The following is a 19,026-nucleotide window of genomic DNA, read 5'->3' as shown; positions in this document are numbered from 1 at the left end:
CTTCTCTTCAAGTCCGCTCGACTTGCATGTATTAGGCATGCCGCCAGCGTTCGTCCTGAGCCAGGATCAAACTCTCCAATAAAGTATTGAAAAGAGCGATAAGCTCATTTTGAAACTGACGAGATTAAAAATCTCATTTTACGCTCCAGTCGATCCAAACCAAGGCTTGTCTCAAACTTTCGCGTTCATTCTGCAAGCAGAATGTTTACTCACTCGTTGTTCAGTTTTCAAAGATCAAACATTCAATTCGTTTCGGTTTTCCTCGTCACCGTATTTTCAGCGGCGACTTTTATAATATATCATGTTTAAGTTTCCTTTGCAAGCACTTTTTTTTCGATTTATTTTAATCGCTTTATTTCAGCGCTTGTTTCAGTTAACTTTTCCTTAAAAAAGGAACGAAAATTAATTTATCATATTGAACAAAAAAGGTCAACCCTTTTTCGACAAATTGTTTCATATCCTTTTCAAAGCCGCCTATTCTACCTATTCCTGATTCATGGTGTCTGAGGTACAGCGCTGGCTTTACGGGCCGCACCTCTCTTATATTGGTGAACTTTAGCATCCCACTACCACATCATTACGGCTTGGATTTTTTTAGTTTGCCACCTCTAGCATATTTGGATAGCTCTTTGGGTGGGGCAAAGCGTGCATACATACGGAACACAGTCTTGTAGCGACTCGCTATGGCGTATTTAATTTCTTGATCGAGACGGTTGTCACTTAAGTCGAACAACATTTCGTCGAGCTCTTTGCGCAGCACATAATCCAGTTCCTTGCATTCCTTCTCGTTAAACAGCATACCCAGCATTAGAGTTCTCCTTTTTCTGCATATGGATAATGGCGTGTCCCATTGTATGTCATATTCGAGCCCCTTAATTCAGGCCATATATTGGACAGCGCCGGTTTTAGTAGCAAACCTAGGATCATCTTTGTTTGTCCTTTTGTGGTTGCTACTGAAACCCGTTTTATTGTTATGGTCAACTTTCTGAAAATTTATGAATGTCATCCCATACAAATTTATCCTCGCACCAGGCTGTAGGTAAGTGTACTTTCGATAATCGCTGCAACAAAAAGCAAAATAACAATCCAGAAGGATGCAGTTACCGTTGTACGCATAAACGCACTCCACTGGCTGCCAATCGTATTTCGTTTCTCCCCGCTAAATTGACCAAGACTTTTGAGAACCAATCCACCAAACCTTAGACCAAATGCGCATGCGATAATAATTACCGGAATTTCAATAATGCCATGTGGAAGAAGTCCTTTCACAACAATATCAAAGAAGCTAGCCCCATAGTTCATTGTGGTGTGTACCAGAAATCCGATAACCATGCCATTGATCAACAGGAAAACGACAGGCAGAATGCCAAAGAAGATACCAGCATAGATCACAAGTACACTTTTGATGGCATTATTAAAAAAGATAAAGAGGAAGAAGTTCCATTGCACATTGTCCCCCTGCTCCAGCCGCTCACTAACCTCCCTTAGCCCCCCGATTTGATTCAACAATATATCCTCAAGTGTTCCTGTACTCACCCATCCCGTGCCTATTCCGACAACAAACAATACAATCGACCATATTAATGCACCACGAATGGAACCTAAAGCTCTAAGAAATGTACTGAATTTTAACATAATATCCTCCTGTAAAACCAAGATGTTGGACAAACAAACGTCTGATACGAATAACTGCGAGGTACGAGCATACATTGGAGAGTAAACAAGCATTTCTTATGGGAGAGGGGCGCTTATTGAAATGAACTCGTTCTATGTATTTAGCGGCAAAAAGATCAAACGTTTCCTGATTGTGCTGGTTGCTGCCGTCTTTGCTATCGGGATTATTTATCTGGAGAGCGGCAATATTTCTGTATTCTCGGAGGATGCACCATCCGCCGTATACAGCGTTCCAACCGAGAAGAAGGTTATCGCACTCACCTTTGACATTAGCTGGGGAGATAAAAGGACAGAGCCTATTCTGAAGGTCCTCCAAGATAATAAAGTACAGAAGGCAACGTTCTTCTTGTCCTCCCCCTGGAGTAAGACACACCCCGAGATTGTTACAGCCATCAAAGACGCAGGATACGAAATCGGCAGTCATGGTCACAAGCATGATAATTACAGCAGTCTGACTGAAGAAGAAATCCGCAAGGAAATTTCGACAGCTCATAGCATTTTAACCGATTTAACGGGAAAAGAACCGAAATTGCTACGCCTGCCTAATGGCGACTTTGACAAACGCGTTCTCCAAGTTGCCAGCAGTTTGAATTATCAAGTAGTCCAATGGGACACCGATTCGCAGGATTGGAAGAACCCTGGTGTACAGACCATTGTTGATCGTGTTGTTAGTAAGGCGCACCCAGGTGACATTGTTCTGTTGCACGCCAGTGATTCCTCGAAACAAACGCATGAAGCATTACCTGTCATTATCGACAAGTTAAAAAATCAAGGGTATGAGTTCGTGACGGTTTCTGAGCTGCTTAACCATTCAAGTGTCAAAGGTACGGAAGTTCGCGACCAAGCCAGTGCACAGTAAGCGTTAATTAAAATAGTATTGGTGATGCAAACTGTATACTTGCCTTCCGAAGATCTCCACGTCCTGTAAAAGGTGCTGAAGCGCATAAATGAAAAGAGCTAACCAGGTTAGCTCTTTTTGGCGTTTTTTTGTAAGATAATCGCTACGCATGACTTTCTTGTACTTCGGTCTTTCCACTCACCCGCTGCTCCATGGACCCATCTACCAGCCTGTGCAATATCAGCATTTGGTATGCATTACAGATTAACAGTGGAACCACAATAAAGATGGTAGCCGCATTTACATCAATTCGTAAAACACCGATCGTCTCCACCACGGTAACAGCCACCATGAAAAAGAGTGTAGGTACCAACGCCGAAATATGTGTCTGTTTCACTTTTACGTAAGCGGTAACAATTCCAGCTGCCAAAATAATGACTCCAAGCACAATATCGGATAGCCGTTCTCGTTCCCCACCAACAAACAAACGTAAAAACATGACATCAAGTAATGCCAACACGGTTAGAACAATCTGTACAATTTGCCAACTGCGTTTCGAAAATACACCTTTGCCCATATAGTTCAATATCAAGTATGCGAAAAAACCCATTTGCGAATACACGCTAATCATAATACCGGAACCAAACAAGATCAGGAGATAAAATAAAAAATCGGTCATTCCATTCGTTTTTTCTCCATTAACCAACATCATAATTAGACCCGTCACTAATGATCCCGCAGCCCCAATAAGCAAAGCTGACCAAAATAGGAAAAACCATTTACGTAAATTCAAATGTTTTCCACCCCCGAGAGTTTATTTTACCAACCTTCACAGCAAAAAACCATCATCATTCAACATATTTAGCGGTTTCCCATCACATACTACATCCAGTATCTAATCAAGGAGGGGTTGTGCACATGAAACGGCCTTTGTGGCAGTTATGCTGTGTCGTACTTGGACTATCCGTCATGCTCGCCGGCTGTGGCTCAGATCAGAATTATTCGCCTCCTCAGGGCGGTTATAAAGAGATGAAAACGATGGTCGTGGATATTCTCAAAAGTGACGAAGGCAAAAAGGCGGTCGAGGAAGCACTCACTGGACAAAGTTCTTCTGGTGGTGGGGAAGGCGGCGCTTCTGGCCAAAGTGGAGCTTCTGGCGGTGGATCTGGGACAGTGGGTATGAAAATGTTAATGCCTATGCAATCTTCAGAACAAATACGTATAGCTGTAAAAGATACCATCACGGCTCCTGAATACCAGAAGGAATTCGAGAAAATTATGACGGATCCACAATTTGCAGGTGAATTCGCCAAAGTAATTAACTCTCAAAGCAAGCAACTGCATATGCAGTTAATCAAAGATCCAACGTATCAAAAATCCATTGGGGATGTCATGAAATCTCCTGAAGTATCCAAGATGTTCATGGATATGACCAAAACGCCAGAATATCGTAAACAAACGATGACCGTTATGCAGGAAGTCATGCAAAATCCTTTATTCCGGATGGAAGTACTGACTTTGCTTAAAAAGGTAGTCCAAGATGAGTTGCAACCCAAAACAGAACAAGGCGGCAAACAGGACGGCCAAAGCAAAGATGACAATGGGGATGGCGGAAGTGGCAGCGGTGACGGCAGTAGTGATGGTAACAGCGGTGGAGACGGAAGTAATGGAGGATCGTAAGTCGATAATACTTTAAAGTTAAAAGATATCGAGTGTTGAAAAAAGCCCGCATCCATGGATGTGGGCCTTTTTATATATTTTACATGATAAGAAAATTTAAAACTTGGCATCAACAGACTGGGCAACCTCGTCGTAGATCGCCCCGATGCTTGAATCTGCTTTATACACGGACGGGGAAAAATCCGGCTCCGAAATATGATTATCCGGCGCTCCCAGTGGGATCTGCGCAAGCAGTTCTGTATGAAGACTCTCGGCAAGAGTCCCCCCACCACCTCGGCCAAATACATAATCTTTCTCTCCGCATTTGCTGCATTCATAATAAGCCATGTTCTCTACGACACCAAGCAGCTCATGTTCCGTCTGAATGGCCATGGCACCTGCACGTGCAGCTACAAAGGCAGCGGTTGCATGCGGTGTTGTAACGATGATTTCTTTGCTGTGAGGCAGCATCTGATGTACGTCTAGTGCGACGTCCCCCGTACCCGGAGGCAGATCAAGCAGCATATAATCCAACTCTCCCCAGTTTACATCGGTAAAAAATTGGCGCAACATCCGGCCCAACATAGGTCCACGCCAGATCACCGGGTTATTCTCCCGAATAAAGAATCCCATCGACATCACTTTTACGCCGAAACGCTCAACCGGTTGGATAACCCCGTCCTCAACGACTGGATATTCCTCAATGCCCATCATATCAGGTACACTGAAGCCATATATATCTGCATCAATCAAGCCAACCTTCTTGCCTTGACGTGCCAGAGCCGCAGCCAAATTAACGGTTACCGTCGATTTGCCGACGCCGCCTTTACCACTAGCAACAGCAATAAAACGCACGCCGGATTCAGGACTTAACAACTCATGTCCGTCCAGCCCTGCTGCATGGCCTTTGACAAGCACTTCGTCCTGGTCTTCCTCATGATCCGCTTGTCCTATGTTCAGGCTCTCACGCTCATGCTCTGACGCTGCACGCAGACGAATATGTACATCATTCACTCCGTGTTGGGACAACAGGTTGCGAGCGGCATCGCTTAGAGCAGTTGTATCCTCTGTGCGGTTCTCCAGCGTCACCATAGTAAGAGCAACATGATTTTCTTTAACCATGACATCACGGACCCACTGCAGTTCAGTCAAACTTACGCCCAATTGCGGTTCCTGCAACGGCTGCAATAGTTCAAGTATCTGTTCTTTTGATAACATCAGACAGCACCTCAGCTTTATCTATTGGCATGTAATTAGGTATGCTGGTCCAATTATATCATTACCTTTCTCATTGTGACTAACTTTTAGGACGTTCTCCTGACGAATAACGGAGAATCCCGTTATAGATGGATGCAGCAACTTTGCGCTGATAGGTCTCATCAGCAAGCAGACGAGCCTCTTCCGGGTGAGAAAGGAAACCGACCTCCACCAATGCCGAGGGAATTTTTAACGCCTGGAGCAAATAAACGGTATTTACCGTTTTCGCGATTCGATCTGTATTTTCCAGATTACGAATCATTTCTTGCTGAAGCAGATTGGCTAATCCTTCATTATCGGGATGATTGGGTGTATAAAAAACTTGAGCGCCACTCCAGCGGTTCGAAGGTACACTGTTCATATGAATGCTGATAAAGAGGTCTGCCTGTTTATCCTCGATTCTTCTTACTCTTTGTTTCAGGTCTTCCGTCTTGCGTTTGGAGTAACCCTTAGTATCTGTAGTAGCCAGATCGGTGTCGATTTCACGGGTCATCACAACCAAGGCTCCTGCTTGCTGCAGATAATCTCGTACGTACAACGCAATGGATAAATTGATATCTTTCTCAATGACTCCCTGCTTACTCACTGCTCCCCCATCTGGCCCACCATGTCCTGCATCAATGGCTATGACTTTTCCCGCTAATGGCAGCCCCCAGTAACCGGACATTTTGGAGGAGGGCAACTCATACGTCACCACCGCCACAAACATCGCAAGCAAACAAAGGCTTAACATGACCCTCTTCATGGTGCGTAACCTAATCCAGATCACAAAGTGCTTCCCCATATTTTTACGCATAAAAAAACCACCTCGTCCCTATAAATGACTCTAATCATCTATATGGGACAAGATGGACAAATATACCGTTAGGAGCGGACTTGCTCTGCCATTCCTTCTATCAGCACCTCAGCTACCTCTGGGCGCGTAAATTCAGGTGGAGGGCATTGGCCATCTCTTAACAAGCCACGTACTTTCGTGCCAGACAGAGCCATGTGGTGTTCTTTATCATGCGGGCAAGTTTTGCTAGATGCCATGTTGCCACATTTGGTACAGAAAAAACTATGTTCAAAGAACAAAGGAGTGATACCGAGTTCTTCCGGTGTGAAGTTATTAAAGATCTCCTGCGCTTCATACGTTCCGTAGTAGTCACCCACACCTGCATGGTCGCGGCCTACAATAAAGTGAGTACAACCATAATTTTTACGTACCATCGCGTGGAAAATGGCCTCTCTTGGACCAGCATACCGCATTGCCGCCGGAAATACGCCTAGAAACGCACGATCAGCCGGATAATAGTTCTCCAGCAAAACGAGATAACTCTTCATTCTTACATCTGCAGGCACGTCATCAGACTTCGTTTCGCCTACTAGCGGGTTTAAGAACAAGGCGTCCACAATCTCCATTGCACTCTTCTGAATGTACTCATGGGCACGATGGACCGGATTACGCGTCTGGAAACCAACAACCGTCTTCCAGCCCTTATCCTGGAACGTTTTCCGTGTCTCAGCAGGATCATAATAGAACTGTTCGAACTTGGCCGGTTTGGGGCGATTCAGCACTTGAATTGGACCTCCTACATACGTTGCAGGTCGTTCCAGCAGTTTTTTCACACCCGGGTGCTCTGGATCATCCGTCTTGAAGACACGACGTGCTTCTTCACCCTGATCTACTTTGTATAAGCTCTTCACTTCAAGCAATCCATAAGTTACTCCGTCATTATCGCCAATAAGTGCCACAGTCTCACCGATCTGGAGCGATGCAGCCTGCTGTTCATCTACAGCTAAGGTAATGGGGATACTCCAGACTGTTCCGTCAGCAAGACGCATACGAGATATAACCGAAAGATAGTCTTCTTCATTCATAAAACCTTGAAGCGGTGAGAATGCACCCACACCAATGAGATCCAAATCCGAAATTGTCCAGCTGTTTATACGTAAAGAGGGCAGTTTCTCACTCTCTCGTAATAATTGTTCCCGTTCTTCTCCTTGTACGACACGCTGTATCAGCGTACCTCCATGAGGCAGAATCGAAGTCATCTTGTCAGCTCCCTGTTTCACCATTTTTTATATCATCAAGAATGAATCCAGTGCATTATAAAATCCATCACTTATTCTGAATAAATTATTTATGAAGACCACATTCCGTTTTATCGTTCCCAGACCAGCGTCCCGCACGTGGATCTTCTCCAGGCATAACTTGACGTGTGCAATACTCACAACCGATACTCGGATAATTTTGATCATGCAGCGGATTGTACACGACATTATTGGCACGAATATAATCCCATACATCCTCTGTAGTCCAGTGGGCAATCGGGTTAAACTTCATAAGCCCAAACTTAGCATCATATTCGACCTTCTTGGAATTTGCACGCGTCGGTGCTTGATCTCTCCGAATACCGGTAATCCAGGCATCATACTGAGATAGAATACGTGTCAGCGGCTCAACCTTCCGAATATTACAGCATGCATTAGGATCCGACTTCCACAATTGTTCCCCATGTTGAGCTGCCTGTTCCTCAGGTGTAATTTTCGGAGCAACACGTACAAAATCTAGATTGTATTTCTCCTTCATTTTGTCGCGAGTTTCGTAAGTCTCCTTAAAATGAAAATCAGTATCTAAATAAAATATATCCGTGGATGGGCTGATCTTCTGAAGCATATCTACAAGTACAACATCCTCTGCACCGAAGCTGCATGCAAAAGTGATATTTGGAAACGTCTCAATAGCATAACGAATAATATCCTCTGGACTTGCGTTTTCCAATTCTTCAGCCTTCGTCCGTGCAAGTTCTTCTTTCTCCAACAAGTTCATGTCTGCATTTCCCCCATTCTGCATTTCAACAATCACTAAAGCCGACTAATCTAATATGAATTATGTATAGTATAAATCTTTCATGAGGGATGTCAATGCCTGCCATATGGTAAAATACATCTGTTTTGGCCCATTTTTTTTGTTGTTCATTTCGAATATAATTTGGTGTTCATTATGCAATTAATAGAATTATGGATGAAATCATCCATGTTTAGCATCATCCATTTCAACCTTATCCTTATCTCCTAATCAATGAAAACCTTTGCCCCTACTGGGTTTATGGTGCACATTTGATAAAACGAAGTATAGAATAACTCTATAAATTCAAACGAATATAGAAGAACGAGAAGGATTTAATAATGAGATAAATGCGTGAATCCTATTCTTCAATAGTAAGTGACCTTTATCAAAACCATAAGAAAAACTGATGAAAATTGAGAATGAAAAATGAATGATTAACCATTATAAAGTTCTAAAACTGCAAATTTGATTAATGGTTATAGGTGGGTCGCATTTACTGGAGTATTCGATGGAGGAAAAAACTTTAACCGTTACAGAGGAAACTGAAGCTACTTTAGTGCATCTTCTGAAGTAAAGAGCATTTAATATATCTATTGGTCTGTAGAATACAAAAAAGCCTTTGACCGAGGCCAAAGGCTTGTAATGCATATTAACGTTTGGAGAACTGAGGTGCGCGACGTGCGGCTTTGAGACCGTATTTTTTACGCTCTTTCATCCGTGGGTCACGAGTCAGGAATCCTGCTTTTTTCAGGGAAGCACGGTATTCCGGATCTGCTTTCAACAGAGCGCGGGAGATACCATGACGGATTGCGCCGGCTTGACCGGAGATTCCGCCACCATGAGCGATAACAAGAACATCATAGTTGCTGAGTGTTTCTGTCAGGTTCAGTGGTTGTTTTACAATCAGTTTGAGTGTTTCCAAACCGAAGTATTCATTAATATCACGTTTATTGATGACAATGCGTCCTTCACCCGGTACAAGGCGAACACGAGCTACCGAATGTTTACGACGACCTGTCCCATAGTATTGTACTTGTGCCATGAAACTGTCCTCCTTTTAATTAACCGCGAAGTTCATAAACTTCTGGTTTTTGTGCTGCATGTGGATGCTCAGTGCCTCTGTACGCTTTAAGTCTCAACTTCATTTTCTCGCCCATGCGAGTTTTTGGAAGCATACCGCGAACAGCCAATTCCAACATACGTTCCGGTTTGTTTTTAACCATCTCTTCAGCAGTAGTTACTTTCAAACCACCTGGGTGCATCGAGTGACGGTAGTATTTTTTACCTTGCATTTTTTTACCAGTCAATACAATTTTCTCTGCATTGATGATAACAACGAAATCGCCAGTGTCCACATGTGGAGTGAATTGTGGCTTATGTTTGCCGCGGATCAAAGCAGCTGCTTCGCTCGCCAAACGTCCGAGCGTTTTGCCTTCGGCATCAATGATGTGCCATTGGCGCTCAACTTCGTTAGGCTTCGCCATGTACGTGGTACGCATGAAAAGTTCCTCCTTAAAATGTTCAACATCATTATATTCATTTATCTTCATTCATTAAGTGATAACTTTAGGTGTTGATGGATAGTTCTTTCGTTGTGACCCTCTTAATTGGGGCTGTGGGAAAGCCATTAAGAAAACACAACTTTTATATTACATGATAGGAGCTTAAATCGCAAGTGTTAATTAAGCATTTCACTTTGCAAATTTAATCTTTTTTGTATTCAAGGTCCCAGAGCATTAAACCGCAGCTAACTGCAGTAGGTCCTGCAGCAGAACGATTACAAGCAGCAATCATATTCGGTACGTCAGAGGCTTTCCGTTTGCCCTCTCCGACCTCCAGTAGTGTACCTACAATAATACGAACCATATGCTGCAAAAAGCCGTTACCACTCACATAGATGTGAATGACACCCTGATCGCGCGGATGGTCCCTACACATTGAACGGTCCACTTCTATCCATGCTTCGTATACCGAACGTACATGATTTTCTTTCTGAGACTTGCGTGAAGCAAAGGAGGTGAAATCATACGTACCAATAAAATGACGCAACCCCTCCTGCATTGCCGCAATGTCCAGCTTGGCATGGTGATGATACTGCAGTCTCCGGTTAAATACATCCGGGAATTGATTCGCATTGACGGTATACCGGTACGTTTTCTTTTTCGCAGCATAGCGAGAATGAAAATCGTTTGGTACTTCAACCGCATCAATAACGATAATATCGGATGGTAATCTGGAGTTGAGCGCCATACACCATCGTTCAATCGGGATCTGGGATTCCGTAGGGAAATTGAAGATCTGTCTGCGTGCGTGAACGCCTGCATCCGTTCTGCCTGAACCCGTGATTTTAACCTTCTCACCGGTTAAAGCACGAATGGCATCTTCAAGATGGTCCTGAATGGTATTCCCTCCTGGCTGAACCTGAAAGCCGTAATAGGCAGTGCCATCATAAGTTAACGTCATACACAAGTTGCGCATCAATACCACACCTTTGTTCCATACTATACATGTGCCTATCCCGAACAGCAAAAGAAGCCCCTTTCGGAGCTTCTATTACAGCACGAAATCCGAAATGAAGAGAAAAAAAGGGTTAAACCAGAATCAACGATTCTGTCCCCTTTCCTCATCTCATCTGTTCTACGCGCGGTCAACCAGTTCCAAGTAAACCATAGGCGCAGCGTCACCACGACGAGGTCCCAGTTTCAGGATACGAGTGTATCCACCTGGACGCTCAGCGTAACGACCGGACAATTCGCTAAACAGTTTTTGGATTGCATCTTGCTCACCATCGATTGTTTCGCGGCGAACATAAGCTGCCACTTGGCGACGGGCATGAAGATCTCCCTTTTTCGCTTTAGTGATCAGTTTTTCAGCAATAGAGCGAACCTCTTTTGCTTTCGCTTCAGTTGTCTGAATGCGTTCGTATAAGAACAGGTCGGTTACCAGGTCACGGAACAAAGCTTTACGTGCGCTGGAATTACGGCCCAACTTTTGGTATGCCATTGTTTTCCCTCCTTCACTTCAAGCACTCGGCTGTCTATTCTTCTGTACGGAGTCCCAAACCAAGTTCCTCAAGCTTCTCTTGAACTTCTTCCAAAGACTTACGTCCGAGGTTACGGACTTTCATCATGTCTTCTTCTGTTTTCGTAGTCAGCTCTTGTACGGTATTAATACCAGCACGTTTGAGGCAGTTATAGGAACGAACAGAGAGATCCAGCTCTTCGATCGTCATTTCGAGTACTTTTTCTTTTTTGTCTTCTTCTTTTTCGACCATAATCTCTGCATCTTTCGCTTCGTCTGTAAGACCCACGAAGAGCATCAGATGCTCGGTCAAAATTTTAGCGCCAAGGCTTACAGCCTCTTCAGGACGAATACTTCCGTCAGTCCAAACTTCCAACGTGAGCTTGTCATAGTTGGTTACTTGGCCAACACGCGTATTTTCCACAGCGTAGTTAACGCGGCTGATCGGGGTGAAGATGGAATCGACTGGGATGACGCCGATCGGCTGGTCATCGCGTTTATTCCGATCTGCCTGGACGTAGCCGCGACCGCGATTGGCAAAAATACGCATGTGAAGTCTCGAACCTGGTCCGAGCGTAGCGATGTGCAGATCCGGGTTAAGGATTTCCACATCAGAGTCAGCACGGATATCTCCAGCCGTAATTGCTCCTTCGCCTTCAGCATCAATCTCGAGCACTTTCTCCTCATCAGAATGAATTTTAAGCGATAAAGCTTTCAGGTTAAGAATGACCTCCGTAACATCTTCCATTACGCCAGGAACTGTAGCAAATTCATGCAGAACGCCATCGATTTGAACCGAAGACACTGCCGCACCCGGCAGTGACGAGAGCAAGATTCGGCGAAGCGAGTTTCCAAGCGTCGTACCGTATCCGCGCTCAAGCGGTTCTACTACGAATTTCCCATAGGTGCCATCATCGTTGACGTCTACCGTCTCAATTTTCGGCTTTTCGATTTCAATCACTGCAATACCCCTCCTTCAAAACGTCGGTCCTCTATGAAACATTTACCTTCTCTTGCGAAAACATGTAGTAGTATGCCTAAACAACCATTATTAGCAGATTGTGCCGGAAATATACCACACGCAGGGGCAAATCTCATTAGACACGACGACGTTTTGGAGGACGGCATCCGTTATGCGGGACTGGAGTTACGTCTTTGATCAGGTTAACTTCAAGACCTGCAGCTTGCAAAGAGCGGATCGCTGCTTCACGGCCTGCGCCTGGTCCTTTAACCATAACCTCAACGGCTTTCATCCCATGTTCCATTGCAGCTTTGGCAGCAGTCTCAGCAGCCATTTGTGCAGCAAACGGAGTCGATTTACGGGAACCTCTGAATCCGAGGCCGCCGGAGCTTGCCCACGAAATTGCATTTCCGTGAGGATCCGTAATAGTAACGATAGTGTTATTGAAAGTGGAACGGATATGCGCCACGCCAGATTCAATATTCTTACGGTCACGACGTTTAGTACGTACGACTTTTTTCGGTTTAGCCATTTTCTCTTATCCCCCCTTATTATTTCTTCTTGTTCGCTACAGTACGACGAGGACCTTTACGAGTACGAGCATTCGTTTTCGTACGTTGTCCACGAACAGGCAGACCACGACGATGACGAACTCCACGGTAACAACCGATCTCCGTCAAACGCTTAATATTCAAAGAGATTTCACGACGCAGGTCACCTTCTACTTTGACCTCTTTGTCGATACTTTCACGCAATTTGCTGACTTCATCTTCCGTCAAATCACGAACACGAGTGTCCGGATTGATGCCTGTTGTGCTCAGAATTTTCTGGGAAGTCGTTTTACCGATTCCGAAAATATAAGTCAAGGCGATCTCAACGCGCTTATCACGTGGCAAATCCACACCAGCTATACGTGCCATTTTACGCTACACCCCCTTCTTTAACCTTGTTTTTGTTTGTGTTTCGGATTTTCACAGATAACCATAACATTCCCTTTGCGGCGAATGACTTTGCATTTTTCGCAAATCGGCTTGACCGAAGGTCTTACCTTCATGTGAATTACCTCCTCAAAGTTTTGCTTAGCAAAACTCTCTTCGTAAGCATTGACCTTGTTCTACTATTGTAAAACCGGCTTCGAAGCTTTCGCAAGTTTTGCCGGGCAAAACCCGCTTCATAAGCTTCACAGTTCATTGCAACTGTCTACTACTATTTACGGTAAGTTATACGACCTTTTGTCAAATCATAAGGCGATAACTGAACAACCACTTTGTCTCCAGTCAGGATACGGATAAAGTGCATCCGCAACTTGCCGGAAACGTGAGCGAGAATTTGATGACCGTTCTCAAGCTCAACCTTGAACGTTGCATTCGGTAGCGGTTCGAGAACCGTACCTTCCACTTCAATGACATCTTCCTTGGCCATTAGTCAGTCTCCTTTCTCTTCAGCTTGAATGTTGGTGGATTCCAGAAACGAATGAACCGCGAAGCGGAGCTTTCCGTTTGTCACCCGACCACTCTCGTTTAAACTGTTTACGACCTCGCTGCTAATCATCGGCTGGAGTTCAAGATGAAGAATATTCTTCTTCTTGGGTTGATCAAACTTACGTTTGTCTCCATCCGCAATATATACGAACCTGCTGTCCGCTATAGCAACAATTACTGCGGCTTGGTCCGCATTGCGGCCTTTACGGATCTTCACAAGTTGACCGAGCTGCGGATTAGACTGATTGTTCATGCCTTATCACCTACGCATTCAGTTTTGTGAAAATTTCCATGCCTTCTGGTGTAACTGCTACGGTGTGTTCAAAGTGGGCGCATAACGATCCATCAACAGTGACGACAGTCCAGTTATCTTCCAACGTTTTCACATACCGTCTGCCTGCGTTAACCATCGGCTCTATGGCCAGCACCATGCCCGCTTTAAGCCGTGGTCCCCGATCAGGAAGACCATAGTTCGGAATCTGTGGTTCCTCGTGCAGATCCGCTCCTATGCCGTGACCGACATATTCACGTACTACTGAGAACCCTTCATCTTCAATATATTTCTGAATCGCATGAGATATTGTAAACAAGCGAACGTCCGGTTTAACCAGCGCCAGACCTGCGTATAACGAAGCCTCGGTAACGTCCAGAAGACGACGGGCTTCTTCGGAAATACGGCCGACTGGATAAGTCCAGGCGGAGTCTCCGTGATAACCCTGGTACTGCGCGCCAATGTCAAACGTAACGATATCGCCCTCGTTCAACTTTCGTTTGCCGGGAAATCCATGCACCAACTCTTCATTCACTGAAGCGCACACACTGGCAGGGAAACCGTTATAACCTTTGAAAGACGGCACAGCTCCTTGACTGCGGATGTATTGATCGGCCATATGGTCAAGTTCTCCAGTCGTAATACCGGGAGCGATATGCTCTGCCAAGAGACGATGCGTTTCCGCAACAATTCTCCCCGCTTCCCTCATCAAGCCCAGTTCCGTTTCGGACTTACCAATGATCATTCAATTAACCTCGCAGCAGGGACACAATTTCATGAGAAACTTGATCGATATCCTGCTCTCCGTCCATTTGACGAAGAAGGCCTTTGTTCTCATAAAATGTGAGGAGTGGTGCTGTTTTGTTGATATATTCGTCGAGACGTGTGCCTACGCTCTCTTCATTATCATCAGAGCGCTGGTACAAGTCACCGCCGCATTTATCACAAATACCTTCCTGCTTGGGCGGATTGAACACGACATGATAGGTGGCGCCACAGTTCTTACAAATACGACGACCCGTCAAACGGGCGAGCAATTTGTTGCGGTCCACTTTCAGGTTGATTACATGATCGAGACCTGAGTTCAGTCGATCCAGAATACCATCGAGCGCTTCTGCTTGAGACAGGGTTCTTGGAAAACCATCCAAGAGGAAACCTTCTCTGCAATCAGGCTGCTGCAAACGTTCTTCAACGATGCCGATAGTTACATCATCTGGTACGAGCAATCCTTGATCCATATATTCCTTGGCTTTCAGGCCAATGGGAGTTCCCTGCTTAATCGCAAGACGAAATGCATCGCCTGTTGAAATGTGGGGAATACCGAACTCTTTCACAATGACGTCTGCTTGCGTTCCTTTTCCTGCCCCCGGAGGGCCCATGAATAGGATGTTCACGTTATGTCACTCCCTCCAAGACTACCCTACATCAACAAACAGCACAATAGGTGCCGGCAAGTAAATCTTAGCTTGACCGGTACCTATTGCCTATTTATTGATAAAACCTTTGTAGTGGCGTTTGATCAATTGGCTTTCGATTTGCTTCATCGTATCCAGCGCAACACCGATAACGATCAGGAGAGATGTTCCTCCAATTTGCGCAGATTGAGGCAAACCAGAAAGTGCCCCCAAGATTACAGGCAGAACGGAAATTACTGCCAAGAAGATGGCACCTGCCGTTGTCAAACGAGTCATGACACGGGTCAGATATTTCTCGGTTGCTTTACCCGGACGAATGCCTGGGATGTAACCGCCGTTCTTTTTCATATTGTCAGCCATCTGCTGTGGATTCATCTGTACAAAAGTATAGAAGAATGTGAATCCGAAAATCATCACTACATACAGTAACATACCCAAAGGTTTATGTGTAGTGAGATTGGCTCCGATCCACTGTGCCCATGCACGATCAGCCCAGAAGTTTGCGATGATCGATGGGAACATCAACAGAGATGAAGCAAAGATGACAGGGATAACACCTGCTGCATTAATCTTCAGCGGGATATGTGTGTTCTGTCCACCGTACATTTTGTTACCTACGACGCGTTTAGCGTACTGTACCGGAATTTTCCGAATCGCCTGCTGGATGTAAATGACACCTATGATAATCAGTACAATAACAATTGCAACGATTACCCCTTTAAGAATGTTCATGAACAATTGGTCAGCTTGGATGAAGTCGGACTCGATCGTTTGTTTGATAATGTTAGGCACCGTTGATAGGATACCCGCAAAGATCAAAATCGAAATCCCGTTTCCTATGCCCTTCTCGGTGATCTGCTCACCAAGCCACATTAGGAATGAAGTACCGGCCGTAAGTACAATGGCGATCAAGATATAATCTGCAAATGTTGCATTAGGCACCATTTCTGTATTGTACAAGCGGTTGAATCCGATCGACGTACCAAACGCTTGAATCAATGCCAGACCTACCGTTAAATAACGGGTCAGTTGTGCAGATTTTTTCTTACCTTGTTCACCCTGCTTAGCCCACTCCGCTAATTTAGGAATAACGTCCATGGAAAGCAACTGTACTATGATAGACGCAGTGATGTAAGGCACGATCCCGAGCGCAAATATCGAGAACTGAAAGAGCGCTCCGCCCGAGAACGTATTGAGAAGTCCAAAAACTTCTTTACCCGCAGAATTTGTCGCTTCGAACACATCTTTGTTAACTCCCGGTACGGGGACAAAGGAGCCGATGCGGTAAATGATCAGTACAAAAAGGGTAAATAATACCCTTTTGCGCAGATCTTCAACCCGCCAGATATTCTTTAGGGTCTTGAACATTAAATCACCTCAGTTGTACCGCCGGCAGCTTCAATTTTCTCAATAGCAGATTGAGAAAACTTGTTAGCTTTAACAGTCAGCTTCACAGTGACATCACCGTTACCCAGGATTTTGATTCCGGATTTAGCGTTTTTAACTACGCCGTTCGTCATCAAGAATTCTGGAGTTACTTCAGTACCCGCAGCAAAACTGTTCAGGTCTTCAGTATTCACAACTGCATATTCTTTGCGAGTTGGGTTTACAAAACCACGTTTTGGCAAGCGACGATACAATGGATTTTGTCCACCTTCGAAGCCTGGACGTACTCCACCGCCAGAACGAGCGTTTTGTCCTTTGTGACCGCGACCTGATGTTTTACCTGTACCACTACTTGGACCGCGACCAAGACGTTTACGTTCTTTGCGGGATCCAGGAGATGGTGAAAGCTCATGTAACTTCATCGTTCGTTGCACCTCCTTAAAGATTTGTGGGATTAACCCTTTTTTAAGCTTCTACTTCTTTAACAGCGACCAAGTGGCTTACTTTGTTAATCATACCACGAATGGCAGGATTGTCGTTTTGAACCACTTTACTGTTGATTTTGCGCAAGCCCAATGTTTTCACAGTTGTTCTTTGCGTCTCCGGACGTCCGATCAAGCTGCGGACGAGGGTAATTTCTAATTTAGCCATGAGATTCCCTCCTTAACCCAGAAGCTCTTCGACGGATTTGCCGCGCAGTTTTGCCACGTCTTCAGCACGCTTCAAACGGGACAAACCTTCCAAAGTCGCATTGACCATGTTCATGGAATTCGAAGAACCCAGAGATTTTGTCAAAATGTCACCCACACCAGCAAGTTCGAGAACCGCACGTACAGGACCACCAGCGATAACACCAGTACCTTCAGATGCTGGTTTCAACAGCACGCGTCCTGCGCCGAACTTACCTGTTACCAAGTGAGGAATCGAAGTTCCTACGAGTGGAACGTGTACAAGGTTTTTCTTAGCGTCTTCAATACCTTTGCGAATTGCATCAGGTACTTCGCCCGCTTTACCGATACCAGCTCCAACCCAGCCGTTGCCGTCGCCGACTACAACCAGTGCGCTAAAGCTGAAACGGCGTCCGCCTTTTACTACTTTAGCTACGCGATTAATATTTACAACTCTTTCAGTCAGTTCCAAAGTATTCGGATCTACACGCAAGTCGTTAACCTCCTTTTGAAAAATATCTTAAAACTCAAGTCCTGCTTCACGAGCCGCTGCAGCCAATGCTGCGATACGACCATGGTACAGATAACCGCTACGGTCAAATACGATGTTAGAAACGCCTTTGTCTTTTGCACGTTTAGCAACGAGTTCGCCAACTTTACGAGCAGATTCAACAGATGCGCCGTTTTTGATGTCGCCGCTCAATTCTTTGTCTACAGTAGACGCGGAAGCGATCGTAACACCAGCTACGTCATCGATGATTTGAGCATACATATGTTTACCAGAACGGAATACGTTCAAACGAGGACGTGCTGCCGTTCCTTGGATTTTCTTACGAACACGCAGGTGTCTTTTCAGACGAGCCTTGTTTTTATCTTGTTTCGTAATCATCTCAGGGATTCACTCCTTTCAGGTTACCTCGCTGGCTTCAAACCGGAAGCCACGGGGTATATTAGAAACACAAGAAGCAAGCAAGCCGAAAACCGCGCAAAGGCGGTAAGAAAAATCTTATTTCTTCTTACCGGCTTTACCTTCCTTACGGATGATACGCTCGCCTTCATATTTAATACCTTTACCTTTGTACGGCTCAGGTTCACGAACGGAACGGATTTTAGCAGCGTAAGCACCTACACGCTCTTTATCGATTCCGCGAACGATGATTTTCGTGTTCGAAGGAACTTCGAATTCGATTCCCGCTTCCGGTGTAATTTCAACCGGGTGAGAGTAGCCAACGTTCAGAACGATTTTATCTCCGGATTTGCTTGCACGATATCCGACCCCAACCAGCTCCAGAGATTTTGCGAATCCTTCAGTAACACCACTCACCATGTTGTTTACAACGCTACGCGTTGTGCCGTGCAAAGAACGGTGAGTTTTGTTATCGGAAGGACGCACAACTGTAATTTCGTTGTTTTCAACTGTAACCTTCATGTCTTTATGAAGTTCACGAGTCAAAGATCCTTTTGGTCCTTTTACCGTAATAACGGTGTTGTCCAGTGTGATGTCCACACCACTTGGTACTGTAATTGGTTTGCGACCAATACGAGACATATGTTGCACCTCC

27 protein-coding genes and 1 rRNA gene are annotated in these 19,026 nt (G+C 45.0%); 2 read left to right on the top strand and 26 right to left on the bottom strand.

Annotation, left to right across the window (positions count from 1 at the left end):
• From HP548_RS01705 to HP548_RS01695, 3 genes are all read right to left on the bottom strand, one after another.
• Positions 1-82 (bottom strand): 16S ribosomal RNA (locus HP548_RS01705); the annotation flags it as partial.
• Between the two features lie 495 nt (positions 83-577).
• Positions 578-808, bottom strand: coding sequence for a hypothetical protein (locus HP548_RS01700; protein WP_017692114.1), 231 nt, complete (start codon positions 806-808; stop codon positions 578-580).
• A gap of 209 nt (positions 809-1,017) precedes the next feature.
• The gene (locus HP548_RS01695; protein ID WP_076292180.1) at positions 1,018-1,635 is read right to left on the bottom strand and encodes a stage II sporulation protein M; all 618 of its coding nucleotides are present in this window, start codon (positions 1,633-1,635) and stop codon (positions 1,018-1,020) included.
• 121 nt (positions 1,636-1,756) lie between these two features.
• Here HP548_RS01695 and pdaB point away from each other — a divergent pair, with 121 nt between their 5' ends.
• Positions 1,757-2,533 (top strand): polysaccharide deacetylase family sporulation protein PdaB, encoded by a 777-nt coding sequence (gene pdaB, locus HP548_RS01690; protein ID WP_076292179.1) that lies wholly within the window; start codon positions 1,757-1,759, stop codon positions 2,531-2,533.
• Positions 2,534-2,675: 142 nt separating this feature from the next.
• On the opposite strand, the gene HP548_RS01685 is transcribed toward pdaB, so the two are convergent.
• The gene (locus tag HP548_RS01685; protein ID WP_175380696.1) at positions 2,676-3,305 is read right to left on the bottom strand and encodes a KinB-signaling pathway activation protein; all 630 of its coding nucleotides are present in this window, start codon (positions 3,303-3,305) and stop codon (positions 2,676-2,678) included.
• A 125-nt stretch (positions 3,306-3,430) separates the two neighbouring features.
• On the opposite strand from HP548_RS01685, the gene gerD reads away from it, so the two are divergent.
• Positions 3,431-4,192 carry a spore germination lipoprotein GerD gene (gene gerD / locus HP548_RS01680; protein ID WP_076292177.1) on the top strand — a complete coding sequence of 254 codons (762 nt, stop codon included), beginning with the start codon at positions 3,431-3,433 and terminating at the stop codon, positions 4,190-4,192.
• 96 nt (positions 4,193-4,288) lie between these two features.
• Here gerD and HP548_RS01675 read toward each other — a convergent pair whose 3' ends face one another.
• From HP548_RS01675 to rplF, 22 genes are all read right to left on the bottom strand, one after another.
• A complete protein-coding gene (locus HP548_RS01675; RefSeq protein WP_175380695.1) occupies positions 4,289-5,389 on the bottom strand; it encodes an Mrp/NBP35 family ATP-binding protein in 1,101 nt (366 codons plus the stop codon).
• A gap of 79 nt (positions 5,390-5,468) precedes the next feature.
• Positions 5,469-6,224, bottom strand: coding sequence for an N-acetylmuramoyl-L-alanine amidase CwlD (cwlD, locus tag HP548_RS01670; RefSeq protein ID WP_076292175.1), 756 nt, complete (start codon positions 6,222-6,224; stop codon positions 5,469-5,471).
• 68 nt (positions 6,225-6,292) lie between these two features.
• Positions 6,293-7,462 carry a sulfate adenylyltransferase gene (sat, locus tag HP548_RS01665; protein ID WP_076292174.1) on the bottom strand — a complete coding sequence of 390 codons (1,170 nt, stop codon included), beginning with the start codon at positions 7,460-7,462 and terminating at the stop codon, positions 6,293-6,295.
• Between the two features lie 85 nt (positions 7,463-7,547).
• Positions 7,548-8,240 carry a phosphoadenylyl-sulfate reductase gene (locus HP548_RS01660; protein ID WP_076292173.1) on the bottom strand — a complete coding sequence of 231 codons (693 nt, stop codon included), beginning with the start codon at positions 8,238-8,240 and terminating at the stop codon, positions 7,548-7,550.
• A gap of 670 nt (positions 8,241-8,910) precedes the next feature.
• Positions 8,911-9,303, bottom strand: coding sequence for a 30S ribosomal protein S9 (gene rpsI, locus HP548_RS01655; RefSeq protein ID WP_024633563.1), 393 nt, complete (start codon positions 9,301-9,303; stop codon positions 8,911-8,913).
• 19 nt (positions 9,304-9,322) lie between these two features.
• Positions 9,323-9,760, bottom strand: a complete 438-nt coding sequence (gene rplM / locus HP548_RS01650) for a 50S ribosomal protein L13 (RefSeq protein WP_024633564.1) — start codon at positions 9,758-9,760, stop codon at positions 9,323-9,325.
• Between the two features lie 205 nt (positions 9,761-9,965).
• The gene (gene truA, locus HP548_RS01645; RefSeq protein ID WP_076292172.1) at positions 9,966-10,739 is read right to left on the bottom strand and encodes a tRNA pseudouridine(38-40) synthase TruA; all 774 of its coding nucleotides are present in this window, start codon (positions 10,737-10,739) and stop codon (positions 9,966-9,968) included.
• 159 nt (positions 10,740-10,898) lie between these two features.
• The gene (rplQ, locus tag HP548_RS01640) at positions 10,899-11,264 is read right to left on the bottom strand and encodes a 50S ribosomal protein L17 (RefSeq protein ID WP_017692102.1); all 366 of its coding nucleotides are present in this window, start codon (positions 11,262-11,264) and stop codon (positions 10,899-10,901) included.
• A 34-nt stretch (positions 11,265-11,298) separates the two neighbouring features.
• Complete coding sequence (locus tag HP548_RS01635) at positions 11,299-12,243, bottom strand: DNA-directed RNA polymerase subunit alpha (RefSeq protein ID WP_017692101.1); 945 nt, start codon at positions 12,241-12,243, stop codon at positions 11,299-11,301.
• 136 nt (positions 12,244-12,379) lie between these two features.
• On the bottom strand, positions 12,380-12,775 hold the full coding sequence (gene rpsK, locus HP548_RS01630) for a 30S ribosomal protein S11 (protein WP_017692100.1): 396 nt from the start codon (positions 12,773-12,775) through the stop codon (positions 12,380-12,382).
• Positions 12,776-12,794: 19 nt separating this feature from the next.
• Positions 12,795-13,163, bottom strand: coding sequence for a 30S ribosomal protein S13 (gene rpsM, locus HP548_RS01625; RefSeq protein ID WP_062329455.1), 369 nt, complete (start codon positions 13,161-13,163; stop codon positions 12,795-12,797).
• Between the two features lie 20 nt (positions 13,164-13,183).
• Positions 13,184-13,297, bottom strand: a complete 114-nt coding sequence (rpmJ, locus tag HP548_RS01620; protein WP_003333770.1) for a 50S ribosomal protein L36 — start codon at positions 13,295-13,297, stop codon at positions 13,184-13,186.
• Positions 13,298-13,449: 152 nt separating this feature from the next.
• Complete coding sequence (infA, locus tag HP548_RS01615; RefSeq protein ID WP_017692098.1) at positions 13,450-13,665, bottom strand: translation initiation factor IF-1; 216 nt, start codon at positions 13,663-13,665, stop codon at positions 13,450-13,452.
• Positions 13,666-13,668: 3 nt separating this feature from the next.
• The gene (locus HP548_RS01610; protein ID WP_076292171.1) at positions 13,669-13,977 is read right to left on the bottom strand and encodes a KOW domain-containing RNA-binding protein; all 309 of its coding nucleotides are present in this window, start codon (positions 13,975-13,977) and stop codon (positions 13,669-13,671) included.
• Positions 13,978-13,987: 10 nt separating this feature from the next.
• Positions 13,988-14,740, bottom strand: a complete 753-nt coding sequence (map, locus tag HP548_RS01605; protein WP_024633569.1) for a type I methionyl aminopeptidase — start codon at positions 14,738-14,740, stop codon at positions 13,988-13,990.
• A 4-nt stretch (positions 14,741-14,744) separates the two neighbouring features.
• Positions 14,745-15,389 (bottom strand): adenylate kinase, encoded by a 645-nt coding sequence (locus HP548_RS01600; protein ID WP_024633570.1) that lies wholly within the window; start codon positions 15,387-15,389, stop codon positions 14,745-14,747.
• A gap of 90 nt (positions 15,390-15,479) precedes the next feature.
• On the bottom strand, positions 15,480-16,778 hold the full coding sequence (gene secY, locus HP548_RS01595; RefSeq protein ID WP_062329461.1) for a preprotein translocase subunit SecY: 1,299 nt from the start codon (positions 16,776-16,778) through the stop codon (positions 15,480-15,482).
• Positions 16,778-17,218: a 50S ribosomal protein L15 gene (gene rplO / locus HP548_RS01590; protein ID WP_062836188.1), complete on the bottom strand. Its 441-nt coding sequence runs from the start codon at positions 17,216-17,218 to the stop codon at positions 16,778-16,780. Before rplO ends, secY begins: the two co-directional genes overlap by 1 nt.
• 43 nt (positions 17,219-17,261) lie before the next feature.
• Positions 17,262-17,447 carry a 50S ribosomal protein L30 gene (gene rpmD, locus HP548_RS01585; protein ID WP_017692092.1) on the bottom strand — a complete coding sequence of 62 codons (186 nt, stop codon included), beginning with the start codon at positions 17,445-17,447 and terminating at the stop codon, positions 17,262-17,264.
• A 12-nt stretch (positions 17,448-17,459) separates the two neighbouring features.
• Positions 17,460-17,957, bottom strand: a complete 498-nt coding sequence (gene rpsE, locus HP548_RS01580; protein WP_017692091.1) for a 30S ribosomal protein S5 — start codon at positions 17,955-17,957, stop codon at positions 17,460-17,462.
• A gap of 27 nt (positions 17,958-17,984) precedes the next feature.
• The gene (gene rplR, locus HP548_RS01575; protein WP_062329465.1) at positions 17,985-18,353 is read right to left on the bottom strand and encodes a 50S ribosomal protein L18; all 369 of its coding nucleotides are present in this window, start codon (positions 18,351-18,353) and stop codon (positions 17,985-17,987) included.
• Positions 18,354-18,470: 117 nt separating this feature from the next.
• Positions 18,471-19,013 carry a 50S ribosomal protein L6 gene (gene rplF / locus HP548_RS01570; protein WP_024633576.1) on the bottom strand — a complete coding sequence of 181 codons (543 nt, stop codon included), beginning with the start codon at positions 19,011-19,013 and terminating at the stop codon, positions 18,471-18,473.
• Positions 19,014-19,026: the final 13 nt, after the last annotated feature.

Source organism: Paenibacillus taichungensis (assembly GCF_013359905.1).
Classification (GTDB): Bacteria; Bacillota; Bacilli; order Paenibacillales; family Paenibacillaceae; genus Paenibacillus; species Paenibacillus taichungensis.
The sequence above is the reverse complement of the archived record's forward strand: the minus strand, read 5'-3'. Positions and strand labels throughout refer to the sequence as shown.

Excerpts from the sequence above, each read along its gene's own strand:
- sat (WP_076292174.1), bottom strand. The coding sequence starts at position 7,462 with ATGACTTCGATTCTGCCTCATGGAGGTACGCTGATACAGCGTGTCGTA.
- rpsM (WP_062329455.1), bottom strand. The coding sequence starts at position 13,163 with ATGGCACGTATAGCTGGTGTGGATTTGCCACGTGATAAGCGCGTTGAG.
- rpsK (WP_017692100.1), bottom strand. The coding sequence starts at position 12,775 with ATGGCTAAACCGAAAAAAGTCGTACGTACTAAACGTCGTGACCGTAAG.
- HP548_RS01660 (WP_076292173.1), bottom strand. The coding sequence starts at position 8,240 with ATGAACTTGTTGGAGAAAGAAGAACTTGCACGGACGAAGGCTGAAGAA.
- HP548_RS01695 (WP_076292180.1), bottom strand. The coding sequence starts at position 1,635 with ATGTTAAAATTCAGTACATTTCTTAGAGCTTTAGGTTCCATTCGTGGT.
- rplM (WP_024633564.1), bottom strand. The coding sequence starts at position 9,760 with ATGCGTACCACGTACATGGCGAAGCCTAACGAAGTTGAGCGCCAATGG.
- pdaB (WP_076292179.1), top strand. The coding sequence starts at position 1,757 with ATGAACTCGTTCTATGTATTTAGCGGCAAAAAGATCAAACGTTTCCTG.
- rpmJ (WP_003333770.1), bottom strand. The coding sequence starts at position 13,297 with ATGAAGGTAAGACCTTCGGTCAAGCCGATTTGCGAAAAATGCAAAGTC.
- rpmD (WP_017692092.1), bottom strand. The coding sequence starts at position 17,447 with ATGGCTAAATTAGAAATTACCCTCGTCCGCAGCTTGATCGGACGTCCG.
- rplR (WP_062329465.1), bottom strand. The coding sequence starts at position 18,353 with ATGATTACGAAACAAGATAAAAACAAGGCTCGTCTGAAAAGACACCTG.
- cwlD (WP_076292175.1), bottom strand. The coding sequence starts at position 6,224 with ATGCGTAAAAATATGGGGAAGCACTTTGTGATCTGGATTAGGTTACGC.
- map (WP_024633569.1), bottom strand. The coding sequence starts at position 14,740 with ATGATCATTGGTAAGTCCGAAACGGAACTGGGCTTGATGAGGGAAGCG.
- HP548_RS01700 (WP_017692114.1), bottom strand. The coding sequence starts at position 808 with ATGCTGGGTATGCTGTTTAACGAGAAGGAATGCAAGGAACTGGATTAT.
- rpsI (WP_024633563.1), bottom strand. The coding sequence starts at position 9,303 with ATGGCACAAGTACAATACTATGGGACAGGTCGTCGTAAACATTCGGTA.
- secY (WP_062329461.1), bottom strand. The coding sequence starts at position 16,778 with ATGTTCAAGACCCTAAAGAATATCTGGCGGGTTGAAGATCTGCGCAAA.
- rplO (WP_062836188.1), bottom strand. The coding sequence starts at position 17,218 with ATGAAGTTACATGAGCTTTCACCATCTCCTGGATCCCGCAAAGAACGT.
- rplF (WP_024633576.1), bottom strand. The coding sequence starts at position 19,013 with ATGTCTCGTATTGGTCGCAAACCAATTACAGTACCAAGTGGTGTGGAC.
- HP548_RS01675 (WP_175380695.1), bottom strand. The coding sequence starts at position 5,389 with ATGTTATCAAAAGAACAGATACTTGAACTATTGCAGCCGTTGCAGGAA.
- HP548_RS01610 (WP_076292171.1), bottom strand. The coding sequence starts at position 13,977 with ATGAACAATCAGTCTAATCCGCAGCTCGGTCAACTTGTGAAGATCCGT.
- truA (WP_076292172.1), bottom strand. The coding sequence starts at position 10,739 with ATGCGCAACTTGTGTATGACGTTAACTTATGATGGCACTGCCTATTAC.
- rplQ (WP_017692102.1), bottom strand. The coding sequence starts at position 11,264 with ATGGCATACCAAAAGTTGGGCCGTAATTCCAGCGCACGTAAAGCTTTG.
- infA (WP_017692098.1), bottom strand. The coding sequence starts at position 13,665 with ATGGCCAAGGAAGATGTCATTGAAGTGGAAGGTACGGTTCTCGAACCG.
- gerD (WP_076292177.1), top strand. The coding sequence starts at position 3,431 with ATGAAACGGCCTTTGTGGCAGTTATGCTGTGTCGTACTTGGACTATCC.